We start from the raw sequence: 12,246 nt of genomic DNA, 5'->3' as shown, positions 1-12,246 counted from the left end.
GAAAGCCGGCGACCGGCAGGGACGGAGCGAGTGAGGGCAAGCTGTCGTCCGGCACGAAGAGGACGGACGATGTGCGCACCACCTTCATAGCCCTGCGTGAGCGCAACTTCCGGATCTGGATGGGCGCCGACTTCGTGTCGGTCAGCGGCACCTGGATGCAGGCGCTGGCGATCAACTGGTACGTGCTGCAGGCCACCGGTTCGGTCAGCCTGATGGGTCTGACGGTGCTCATGCAGACCTTGCCGGTGCTGCTGCTCAGCTCGTGGGCCGGTGCGCTCGCCGACCGGCTGCCCGGCCGTCCGCTGCTGGTGTGCACCCAGCTCGCCCATGCCGCCCTCGCCGCGGTCCTGGCGGCCGCCGCCTGGGGGCATCTGGGCGGTATCGGCATGGTGTACGTCATCTCGGCCGCGGGCGGTGTGGTCAACGCGATCGAGAGCCCGGTGATGGGCCGGTTCACGTCCACCATCGTGGATCGGTCCCTGCTCACCAACGCGCTGTCGCTCGGCTCTCTGGTGAACTCCACCGGCCGGATCATCGGCATGACGTTGGGTGGTACGGTCGCCGCGCTGGTCGGCCCGGCGCCCCTGTTCGCCGGCAACGCGATCAGCTTCCTCGGTGTGCTCGTCGCGTTGCTCACCCTCCGCCCCCGGTACGGTCATCCGCAGCCGGCGTCCACCGGCGACCCCGCGACCGCCCCCGCCCACGGGGTGCGCGCCGGCTTCCGGTACCTGCTGCGGCAGCCGATCATCCTGATCACGCTCGCACTCGCCGTCGTGCTCGGCAGCCTGGGCCGCAACTACCAGGTGACGATGGCGGCGATGAGCAACGGCCCGCTGCACGCCGGCGCGCCCGGCTACGGCCTGCTGTCCGCGTTCTTCGCCGCCGGCACGGCGATCGGCTCCCTGGCCGCGGCCCGGCAGCGCGACCTGAGCTACCAGACGCTGATCGGCGCCGGCCTGCTCAGCAGCGTCCTGCAACTGTTCTGCGGCCTCGCGCCCGGGGTGTGGAGCTTCGCGGCCCTGATGCTGCCGATCGGCGCCGGCGCCGTGCTGATCGACACGACGGTGTCGGCCCGGGTGCAGTTGGACACCCTCACCGAGATGCGCGGCCGGATGCTGGCCGCCATGTCGGTGGCCAGTTCGCTCTCCGGCGCCCTGGGCGCTCCGCTGCTGGGCTGGCTCGCCGAACGGGCCGGCCCCCGCGAGACGCTCGTCCTGGCCGGCACCATCACCGCCGTGGCGTGTCTCGCCGCCGGCATGGCCCTGTCCGCCAGGCACAACCGCCCGCTGCGCCCGGCAGCCGCGGGCCGGATCGTCCTGGCCGCCGCGCGGCGCCGCCGGCCCGTCCGCGCTGCGAACGCCCACCCGGTCGGTCCGAGGGTTCTCGTTCATGCTGCCGACGGCGAGCCGTCGGCGAGGTAGCCGCGCCGCCGCGTGCCGCGCTGACCGCGGGACCGGCCCGCCTCCGGCGCCGCGCCTACCGCGGAACCGGCCCGTCAGCCGGGCCCGCCTCCAGCGCCACGTGCGGGAGCGACCGGTCGAGCCAGCGTGGCAGCCACCAGGCGCGGGTGCCGAGCAGCCGCATGACCGCGGGCACGATGAGGCACCGGATCACGAGGGCGTCGAGGAGGACGGCGACGGCCAGCCCGAGGCCGAACTGCTGGAGCATCCGGCCGGGATCGAGCAGGAACGAGCCGAACACCAGGACCATGATGGCCGCCGCGGCGGTGACGATCCGGCCGGTGGTAGCGAGCCCTTCCCGGATGGCGAGCTGCGCGTCGCGCGTACGCTGCCACTCCTCGTGCATCCTGGCGAGCAGGAACACCTCGTAGTCCATCGACAGCCCGAACGCGATCGCGAAGATCATGACCGGGACGTACGCCTCGATGGGGCCGGGCTGCGCGCCGAATCTGCCGTCCTGGAAGACCAGTGTGATGGCGCCCATCGCCGCGGCGACGCTGAGCAGGTTGAGCAGCGCGGCCTTGATCGGGATCAGCACCGAGCGGAACACCAGCAGTAGCAGCAGTGCCGACAGGCCGACGACCAGGCCGACGAAGATCGGCAGCCGCCCGCTCACCGCGTCGGCGAAGTCGACGACCGCGGCGGTGCTGCCGCCGACGAGCAGGGTCGCGCCGCTGCCGGCGGCCAGCGGGGGCAGGGTCTGCGAGCGCAGCCGGTCGACGAGCTCGGCGGTGCGGGCGTCCTGCGGCCCGGCGTCCGGGAAGACGATGATGGTCGACAGGTCCGCACTCGACGGCAGCGGCGGTGTCGTGGCCGCGACGCCGGCCGTGGTCGACAGCGCCTGCTGGACGGTTGCCGCCGCCTCGGTGTCGCCGCGGACCACGACGACGAGCGGGCCGTTGAACCCGGCGCCGAAGCCCTCGGCCAGCAGATCGTACGCGGCGCGGGAGGTCGCCGACGGCGCGTCGGTCCCGGCGTCGGCGAAGCCGAGTCGCATGTCGAGGGTCGGCCAGGCGAGTGCGAGCAGGGCGCCCACAGCCAGCACCAACGCCGCCCACGGCCGGCGCTGCACCAGTGTCGACCAGGCCCGCCAGCGATCGCCTTCCCGCCGGATGGCACGGGACGCCCGCTTGCGGACACCGCGCTCGACGCGGGCACCGACGACGGCGAGCAGGGCCGGCAACAGCGTCAGGGACGCGATCATCGTGACGAGGACGGTCACCGCGATGGCGACGGCGACACCCCGCAACGAGCCGAGGCCGAGGGCGATGAGGCCGAGCAGCGCCACGATGACCGTGCAGCCGGCGAAGAAGACGGTGCGCCCGGCGGTGTCCAGCGCCGTGCGGGTGGCGGCGGCCCGGTCGGCACCGGCGAGCAGTTCGCCGCGGTAGCGGGAGAACACCAGCAGCGCATAGTCGATGCCGACGCCGAGCCCCACCAGCAGCATCAGCGGCGCGGTGAAGTCGGCGATCGTCGCCAGGTGCGAGGCGAGTGCGACGACACCGACGGCGCTGCCGACCGCGAACACCGCGATGACGATCGGCAGGCTCGCCGCGAGCAGCGAGCCGAAGAGCAGCACGAGGATCACGAGCGCGGCCAGCATCCCCACGCCTTCGGCGGCGCCGCCCTCGCTCTCCTGCGCGTTGCGGACAGGGTCGCCGCCGAGCTCGACCCGCAGCCCGTCGCCGCGGGCGGCCTGGGCGGTGTCCATGATCCGGCGGACGTCCTCGCCGGGGACCTGCTCGGCGGGTGCGTCGAACACGACCGTCGCGTAGGCGACGGTGCCGTCGCGGGACATGGCGCTGGGATCTTCGTACGGGCTGCGGACCTCCGCGACCCGGGGCAGCTCACGCACGTCGCGGAGCATGGCCTCGATCCGGTCCCGGGTGGGCCGGGCGGCGAGACCGTCCGCGCGCTGCACGACCACCTGTGCCGTCGCGCCGGCCTGCGCCGGCGCTCGCTCCCGCAGCATGTCGAGAGCGCGTTGCGAGTCGGTGCCGGGCAGCGCGAAGTCGTTACGGTAGTCGCTGCCGACGACCTGCGCGGCGACGGTGACGGCGACCAGGACGGCGACCCAGGCGATGAGCGCGAGCCATCGGTGCCGATACGAGCGGTCCGCCAGCCGGGTGAAGACGGTGCTGGTGCTCGTCGTGCGTTCCGTTTGCGTGGTCTGTGCCATCGTGCGCCGCCTTCCCCTGGCGTCGGCCGGACTGCCCGACGGAGAACGCTAGGAAGCGGCGGTACTTCGGGACAACGCTCGCTGAAGGGATCTTCGTGTCCCCCTGTAGGGGCATACGGCATCCCCCCGCGGAGCGTTTCACCCGCCGGGCCGGCTCTCTACGCTGGCAGGGTGAACAGGCGGACGGTGCTGGTGGACGGGGGGATCGCGGCGATGACGCTCGCCATCGCGATGAGCACCCTCGCGGCCGACGGGCTGGGCACGCCGAGCCCGCTGTCCACGCCGCTCGACGCGCTCGGCGTCGTGCTCGCCGTCGCGGCGTCGGTGCCGTTGGTGGTGCGGGACCGTGCCCCGCTCGCGGTCTACACGATCGTCGCGGTGGCCACCCTGATCCTGCTGGTGCTCAACTATCCGCTGGACTTCCCGCTCGGCACCGCGATCGCCGCCTACACCGTGGCGGTGCGGCACAGCGGCGGCCCCGACCTGTTGCGGCGGTCCGCGTGCGCGGCGGTGGTCGGCTTCGGTCCGGTCCTCGCGGTGACCTATCTGCTGGCTGGCGACAACCTGACCGACATCCCGATCGAGCTGACGTCCCTGGCGATCATGTTCTGCGCCATCTGGATCACCGGCGACCGCAGCCGGCTGCGCCGCGAGCGCATCGTCGCGCTGGAGGAGCGGGCCGCGCGCACCGAGCGTGAGGTGGAACGGGAACAGCGGCTCGCCGCCGCGCAGGAGCGCACCCGCATCGCCCGGGAGCTGCACGACTCGGCCGGCCACGCGATCAGCGTCATCCTCGTGCAGGCCGGCGCCGCGCGACTGCTCCACGAGCGCGACCGGGAGGGTTCGATCCGGGCGCTGCACACCATCGAGGACGTCGCGCGCGGCACGATGGACGAGATCAGCCGCCTGGTCCGCGCGCTGCGGGAGGACGGGCAGAGCGAGCTCACCCCGGCCGACCCGGCCGCGATCGACGATCTGCTGGAGGGGTTCCGGTCGAGCGGGCTGGCCCTCACCAGCCGCCTCGACGGTTCCCCCGGCTCGGTGCCCCGCAGCGTCGCCTCGGCGGCATACCGAATCCTGCAAGAAGCGCTGACCAACGCGACCCGCCACGGCGACGGCAGCGCCGACGTGACCGTGCGCTTCGCCCCTGAGGCCGTCGAGATCACGGTCGTCAACCCGACGCGCGCCACCACCGGCACCCCGCCGACCAACGGCGGCCACGGCATCGTCGGCATGCGCGAGCGAGCGTTTCTGCTGGGCGGCACGCTCCAGGCGAAGGCGTCCGGGAGCCTGTACGAGCTGTCGGCCCGCCTGCCACACTTCGCCGACCGCGCCGGAGTCACGGCGTGAGTGGACCCCGGGTCCTGGTCGTCGACGACGACGACCTCATGCGCGCCGGCCTGCGAGCGGTGCTGTCCAGCGACGACCGCATCATCGTGGTCGGCGAGGCCGCCGACGGTCGCGAGGCCGCCGAGCAGACAAAGCACACAAAACCGGACGTCGTGCTGATGGACGTGCGGATGCCGCACCTGGACGGCATCGGCGCCACGCGAGAGATCGTGGCGAGCGGCTCACCGGCCCGCATCCTAATCCTGACGACGTTCGAGGACGACGATTACGTGTTCGGCGCGCTGAGCGCCGGCGCCTCGGGTTTTCTGCTGAAGCGCACCCAGCCGGAGCAGCTCATCGCCGCGATCCACACCATCGCGGCCGGCGAGTCCCTGCTCTCCCCGGCGGTGACCCGCACGGTCATCGACCGGATGACCCACCAGCCCCAACCGGACCCGGCCGCCACCCGCCGCCTGCTGGAGCTGACCCCACGCGAGCGCGAGGTCCTGGAGGCGGCGGCCCGCGGCCGCACCAACACGGAGATCGCCGAGCTGCTGGGCGTGGAAGAGTCGACGGTGAAGACCCACGTGAAGCGAATCCTGGCGAAACTCCAGCTCCGCGACCGCGTCCAGGCGGTCATCTTCGCCTACGAAACGGGCCTGATCCGCCCGGGCGACCCGGCCGACCCGAGGCGCTGACACCACCCGAAATCAGCGTTGGAGCCCGCCGGCGCGGCGCCGGGTTCGCGGGGTGGTCTCCTCCACTCGAGGCGGGAGCAGGCGCACGACACGGCGCCGCAGGCGCAGCACGCCGCGGACGGCGAGCCGCACCGGCCCGGCGGGCGGCGGTAGGCCGACGGCCGCTCGAACGCCCGGGTCGAGCAGTGCCGCGACGACCGGCCGGACCAGTGGCCGCAGCAGCGAGGGCACCCGGCCGCGCGCCATCGCCAGGGTCCGCTCGCCGCACAGCTCACCGGCTGCCGACGGCGCGAACCCGGCCTCGCACCCGGCGAGGTAGGCGGCGAGCGCGTCGTAGGTCCGTGGCAGGTCCCGCACGCCGATGCGGCGGCCGAGTTCGGCGTAAAACGTGATCAGTGCGGCCCGCTCACCCTCGGTGACCGGACGCCAGCCGTACCGGTCGAGCCAGCGCACGAGCGTCACCGCCAGCGCCGCGAGCGCAAACCGGTTGTGTTCGGCGGTCACCGGCGTGCCCCGGTGACCGCGGTTGACGAACCGGACGACCTCCCGCCCTCGCCACGAGTCGAACCCGTGCTCGACGAGATCCCCGAACGCCAGGGAGGTGACCTCCGCCCGGACGGCGAGCGCGCCGGTGCTGCCCACGACTGCGGCGACCGGCGGGGCGGCGTACAGGTGCCAGATCATCAGCCGGCCCGCCATGCGCACGTCCCACGGAAACTCCCGGAACATCAGCAGTCGCGTGATCTCGGCGTAGTCGCGCACCGGATCGAGCTGAGCGATGTGGTCCCGGACGTGGAAGCGGCGCATCCCGCCGAGGATAGGTACGCCGTCAACAGCGCCCTGGTCTGTCCACAGTGGACATCGACGGGTCGTGTGCGAAGTGTCACGTGTCGCGAAGCGTCAGATTGGGTACGACTTGAAGGGTTTGAGACTGCATAGCCGGCGAAAACCCTGGGGTTGCTGTATGCGTTTGCGTGGCCACGGCGTGCTGTCCGCCGTTTCGTCCCTGCTGCTGTGTGGACTGGTCGCCGGTGTGGCGGTGGCCGCGGCGGTGTTCCCGGCACTGGCCATGTCGGGCCTGGCCGCCAAGACCGGCGCGGACAACTTCGAGGGCCTGCCGACCACCTTCGACGTGCTGCCGTCGCCGCAGATCTCGTACATCTACGCCAGCGACGGCAAGACGCTGCTGGCGATGATGTACGACGAGAACCGGCGGGACGTGCCGATCACCGAGGTCGCGCCGGTCATGGCGCAGGCGATCGTGGCCGCCGAGGACACGCGGTTCTACCAGCACCACGGCGTGGATCTCAAGGGCGTGGCCCGCGCGTTCGTGAACAACCAGAACGGCGGCGACCAGCAGGGCGCCTCGACGCTGACCATGCAGTACGTGCGGCAGGTCGCCGCCTACTCCGCGCGCTCGCCGAAGGAGGTCGTGGAGGCCACCGACAAGACGCCGGCTCGCAAGGTGCGGGAGATGAAGCTCGCGATCGCGCTGGAGAAGAAGCTCTCCAAGGAGCAGATTCTCGAACGGTACCTGAACATCTCGTCATTCGGCCACGGCGCGTACGGCATCTTCGCCGCGTCGCACGTCTACTTCGACAAGGACCCGAAGGATCTCACGCTGCCGGAGGCCGCGCTCCTCGCCGGCCTGGTGAAGGCGCCCACGACCAACGACCCGGCCACGGCCGAGGGCCTGCTACGCGCGCTGGACCGGCAGAAGTACGTGCTCAACCAGATGGTGACGATGGGCTACATCACCGAGCAGCAGGCCGACGAGGCGGCGGCCACCAAGCCCACGGTCGTCGGCAAGCGGACCCCCGAAGGCTGCGAGGCGGTCCAGCGCCCCGATCTCGGCGCCGGCTTCATCTGCGACTACCTGCGCCGGTGGTGGCTCGAACAGCCCGCGTTCGGCGCCGACGCGTACGAACGGCAGAACAAACTGCGCTCCGGCGGCTACACCATCATCAGCTCGATGAGCGTGCAGGCCCAGGCAGCCGCGTTCAAGTACGCCCAGGACCAGCCGGGCGCCGGCGACTCCGTCAAGATCGGCGACTCCGAGGCGGTCATGCTCGCCGCGATCGAGCCGGGCACCGGGCGGGTGCAGGCCCTCGCGACGAACCGCAACTTCAGCAACGACCAGACCCACAACGGGTCCAGCACCAACCCGTCGAAGAAGGGACAGAAGGGCAACTACCCCAACACCACGGTCCCGCTCATCACCGGCGGCCCGGAAATCCCCGGCTACCAGGCCGGGTCGTCGTTCAAGATCTTCTCCGCGGTCGCCGCGTTGGAGGCGGGCCTGCCGCTGTCGCACACCGAGAACGTCCAGAAACAGTTCGTGTCCGACTATCCGGTCGACCCGAGCAGCCCCACCGCCTGCAACGGGGCGCACTACTGCCCGAAGAACTCGGGCGACCAGGCCGGCGACTTCAACATGTGGCAGAGCTTCGGCATGTCGCTGAACACCTACTTTGTACCGCTGCAACAGCGGGTCGGCGCCGAGAAGGTGGTCAACGTGGCGCAGCGGCTGGGCATCCAGTTCCGCTCGCCGAACGACGCCGGCCTGGCCGCCGACGCCCACCAGTGGGGCGCGTTCACGCTGGGCGTGTCGGACACGACCCCGCTGGACCTCGCCAACGCCTACGCCACCCTGGCCGCCGACGGCAAGTACTGCACCCCGACCCCGGTCGTCGAGATCCGGGACCTCAACGGCAACACGATCGACGCCGGGAGTCCGCAGTGCAGGCAGGTCGTCGACCCGGACGTGGCCCGCGCCGCCGTGGACATGGCCCGCTGCCCGGTCGGCGACCAGTCCGCGTTCAACGCCTGCCCTGACGGCGGTACGGCCGCCGCCGTCCACGGCCAGGTCGGCCGGCCAGTCGCCGGCAAGACCGGCACCACAGACAGCGAGAAGAGCGCGACGTTCGTCGTGATGGCCAAGCAGCTCGCGGTCGCCGGCATCGTCACCGACCCGGACAACCCGCAAACCAACAAGACGATGTCGCACCCGGTCATCAACAACGCGGTCGCCTACACGCTCAAGGGCGCGCTCACCGGCGTGCCCGCGGAGAACTTCACCGCGCCGAGCCGCGCCAGGGCGTTCGGCGGCTGACCCTCGTTCGTTACGTCGGGCACCGCGATCTCGCCTGGTCGTCGCCGGAATGGGCGGGCAGCAGACCGGAGGCCGCGTCGTGGCGCTCGGACAGGTCGGGCAGATCGTCGTCGTAGGACGCGCGCGGATGGTAGAAACGCGACGCAAAACGTCCGTTGAAACGAGTCGAGGGCCGCCCAACGGGCGACCCTCGATCGAAAGTTTGTCCGGCGGCGTCCTACTCTCCCACACTCTCACGGGTGCAGTACCATCGGCGCTGGAGGGCTTAGCTTCCGGGTTCGGAATGGGACCGGGCGTTTCCCCTCCGCTATGGCCACCGTAACACTATGAACCTATCAACCCCGCACACCCACACACCCCACAACAGGGCCCGCAGAGTGCGACCGGTATTGGTTCAGAATCACACAGTGGATGCGTCAACACCTTCACCACCCATCCCCACCCAAAAGGCGGGAACGGTTACGAGGTCAAGTCCTCGGCCTATTAGTACCGGTCAGCTCAAACCTGTCACCAGGCTTCCACCTCCGGCCTATCAACCCAGTAGTCTCGCTGGGGGCCTTAACCCTCAAGGGGTGGGATACCTCATCTCGAAGCGAGCTTCCCGCTTAGATGCTTTCAGCGGTTATCCCTTCCGAACGTAGCCAACCAGCCGTGCTCTTGGCAGAACAACTGGCACACCAGAGGTTCGTCCGTCCCGGTCCTCTCGTACTAGGGACAGCCCTTCTCAAGTATCCTACGCGCACGGCGGATAGGGACCGAACTGTCTCACGACGTTCTAAACCCAGCTCGCGTACCGCTTTAATGGGCGAACAGCCCAACCCTTGGGACCTACTCCAGCCCCAGGATGCGACGAGCCGACATCGAGGTGCCAAACCATCCCGTCGATATGGACTCTTGGGGAAGATCAGCCTGTTATCCCCGGGGTACCTTTTATCCGTTGAGCGACACCGCTTCCACCTGCCAGTGCCGGATCACTAGTCCCGACTTTCGTCCCTGCTCGACCTGTCAGTCTCACAGTCAAGCCCCCTTGTGCACTTGCACTCAACACCTGATTGCCAACCAGGCTGAGGGAACCTTTGGGCGCCTCCGTTACATTTTAGGAGGCAACCGCCCCAGTTAAACTACCCACCAGACACTGTCCCTGAACCGGCTCACGGCCCAAAGTTAGATACCCAAATCCAACAGAGTGGTATTTCAAGCTTGCCTCCACAACCACTGGCGTGACTGCTTCACCGGCTCCCACCTATCCTACACAATCGAATTCGAGTACCAATGTCAAGCTATAGTGAAGGTCCCGGGGTCTTTCCGTCCTGCCGCGCGTAACGAGCATCTTTACTCGTACTGCAATTTCGCCGGGCCTGTGGTTGAGACAGTGGGGAAGTCGTTACGCCATTCGTGCAGGTCGGAACTTACCCGACAAGGAATTTCGCTACCTTAGGATGGTTATAGTTACCACCGCCGTTTACTGGCGCTTAAGTTCTCCGCTTCGCCGTTACCAGCTAACAGGTCCCCTTAACGTTCCAGCACCGGGCAGGCGTCAGTCCATATACGTCGTCTTACGACTTAGCATGGACCTGTGTTTTTAGTAAACAGTCGCTTCCCCCTGGTCTCTGCGGCCACCAACCGCTCCACCAGCACGTGGTCTCACCATCGGTGGCCCCCCTTCTCCCGAAGTTACGGGGGCAATTTGCCGAGTTCCTTAACCACAGTTCGCCCGATCGCCTCGGTATTCTCTACCTGACCACCTGTGTCGGTTTCGGGTACGGGCCGCTCGAAACTCGCTAGAGGCTTTTCTCGGCAGCATGGGATCACTGACTTCACCTGAAACGGCTCCGCTTCACGCCTCACCCACAAGTGCCGCGGATTTACCTACGACACGGGCTACACGCTTGCCCCGGCACAACCACCGGCCGGGCCCAGCTACCCTCCTGCGTCACCCCATCGCTTGCCTACTACCACCCAAGTTCCCAAACTCCAGCCCTCACCCCGAAAGGATCAGACCATCGCAAGGTTAGTACAAGCAGGTTCAGCATGGTCGCTTCTACGCGGGTACGGGAATATCAACCCGTTATCCATCGACTACGCCTCTCGGCCTCGCCTTAGGCCCCGACTCACCCAGGGCGGATTAGCCTGGCCCTGGAACCCTTGGTCATCCGGCGGCAGGGTTTCTCACCCTGCTTTCGCTACTCATGCCTGCATTCTCACTCGCGTCACCTCCACGACTGGATCACTCCGCCGCTTCACCGGTGACACGACGCTCCCCTACCCATCCACACACCTGGACCCTCAACCGAAGTCTCAGGCCGGGTACATGTGTGAATGCCACAGCTTCGGCGGTGTGCTTGAGCCCCGCTACATTGTCGGCGCGGAACCACTTGACCAGTGAGCTATTACGCACTCTTTCAAGGGTGGCTGCTTCTAAGCCAACCTCCTGGTTGTCTATGCGACCCCACATCCTTTACCACTTAGCACACGCTTAGGGGCCTTAGCTGGTGATCTGGGCTGTTTCCCTCTCGACTACGAAGCTTATCCCCCGCAGTCTCACTGCCACGCTCTCACTTACCGGCATTCGGAGTTTAGTTGACTTCAGTAAGCTTGTAGGCCCCCTAGGCCATCCAGTGCTCTACCTCCGGCAAGAAACACGCAACGCTGCACCTAAATGCATTTCGGGGAGAACCAGCTATCACGGAGTTTGATTGGCCTTTCACCCCTAACCACAGGTCATCCCCCAACTTTTCAACGTTGGTGGGTTCGGCCCTCCACGCGGTCTTACCCGCGCTTCAGCCTGCCCATGGCTAGATCACTCCGCTTCGGGTCTAGGACACGCGACTCAAACGCCCTCTTCAGACTCGCTTTCGCTACGGCTACCCCACACGGGTTAACCTCGCCACGCACCACTAACTCGCAGGCTCATTCTTCAAAAGGCACGCCGTCACCCCAGCCAAACGACTGGACGCTCCGACGGATTGTAGGCGCACGGTTTCAGGTACTATTTCACTCCCCTCCCGGGGTACTTTTCACCTTTCCCTCACGGTACTCGTCCGCTATCGGTCACCAGGGAGTATTTAGGCTTACCAGGTGGTCCTGGCAGATTCACGGCAGATTACAGGAGTCCGCCGCTACTCGGGAACACGCCAACACAGACCGACAGTTTTCGCCTACCGGACTATCACCGTCTACGGCACCGCTTTCCAGCGGACTTCGACTAACCATCGATTTTCTGACTGCGCGACCGGCCGGCAGACCAGTCAAGACACGTCCCACAACCCCGACCACGCAACCCCTGCCGGGTATCACACATGACCGGTTTAGCCTCATCCGCTTTCGCTCGCCACTACTCACGGAATCACAATTGTTTTCTCTTCCTGCGGGTACTGAGATGTTTCACTTCCCCGCGTTCCCTCTATCCACCCTATGTGTTCAGGCGGAAGTGACACCACATGACTGGTGCCGGGTTCCCCCATTCGG

At 68.0% G+C, this 12,246-nt stretch carries 6 protein-coding genes and 2 rRNA genes (1 of these 8 cut by a window edge); 4 read left to right on the top strand and 4 right to left on the bottom strand.

The features are described 5' to 3' along the window. Window positions 1–71: 71 nt before the first annotated feature. A complete protein-coding gene (locus tag Drose_RS01945) occupies window positions 72–1,421 on the top strand; it encodes an MFS transporter (RefSeq protein ID WP_260726456.1) in 1,350 nt (449 codons plus the stop codon). A 55-nt stretch (window positions 1,422–1,476) separates the two neighbouring features. Here Drose_RS01945 and Drose_RS01940 read toward each other — a convergent pair whose 3' ends face one another. Further along, window positions 1,477–3,639: an MMPL family transporter gene (locus Drose_RS01940; protein WP_260726455.1), complete on the bottom strand. Its 2,163-nt coding sequence runs from the start codon at window positions 3,637–3,639 to the stop codon at window positions 1,477–1,479. Between the two features lie 171 nt (window positions 3,640–3,810). On the opposite strand from Drose_RS01940, the gene Drose_RS01935 reads away from it, so the two are divergent. Together Drose_RS01935 and Drose_RS01930 are read left to right on the top strand one after the other, a co-directional pair. Beyond that, on the top strand, window positions 3,811–4,989 hold the full coding sequence (locus Drose_RS01935) for a sensor histidine kinase (RefSeq protein WP_260726454.1): 1,179 nt from the start codon (window positions 3,811–3,813) through the stop codon (window positions 4,987–4,989). Further along, window positions 4,986–5,666, top strand: coding sequence for a response regulator (locus Drose_RS01930; RefSeq protein ID WP_260726453.1), 681 nt, complete (start codon window positions 4,986–4,988; stop codon window positions 5,664–5,666). Before Drose_RS01935 ends, Drose_RS01930 begins: the two co-directional genes overlap by 4 nt. Before the next feature lie 12 nt (window positions 5,667–5,678). On the opposite strand, the gene Drose_RS01925 is transcribed toward Drose_RS01930, so the two are convergent. Beyond that, on the bottom strand, window positions 5,679–6,473 hold the full coding sequence (locus Drose_RS01925) for an oxygenase MpaB family protein (RefSeq protein WP_260726452.1): 795 nt from the start codon (window positions 6,471–6,473) through the stop codon (window positions 5,679–5,681). 157 nt (window positions 6,474–6,630) lie between these two features. Here Drose_RS01925 and Drose_RS01920 point away from each other — a divergent pair, with 157 nt between their 5' ends. Continuing rightward, window positions 6,631–8,778, top strand: a complete 2,148-nt coding sequence (locus Drose_RS01920; protein ID WP_260726451.1) for a transglycosylase domain-containing protein — start codon at window positions 6,631–6,633, stop codon at window positions 8,776–8,778. A 204-nt stretch (window positions 8,779–8,982) separates the two neighbouring features. On the opposite strand, the gene rrf is transcribed toward Drose_RS01920, so the two are convergent. Both rrf and Drose_RS01910 read right to left on the bottom strand, forming a co-directional pair. After that, window positions 8,983–9,099, bottom strand: a 5S ribosomal RNA gene (gene rrf / locus Drose_RS01915). Window positions 9,100–9,241: 142 nt separating this feature from the next. After that, a 23S ribosomal RNA gene (locus Drose_RS01910) occupies window positions 9,242–12,246 on the bottom strand (it continues 114 nt past the right edge of the window).

The sequence above is a fragment of the Dactylosporangium roseum genome, from assembly GCF_025264685.1.
Taxonomy (GTDB): Bacteria; Actinomycetota; Actinomycetes; order Mycobacteriales; family Micromonosporaceae; genus Dactylosporangium; species Dactylosporangium roseum.
Note: the sequence above shows the minus strand (reverse complement) of the source record. Positions and strands in the feature narration are given on the sequence as shown.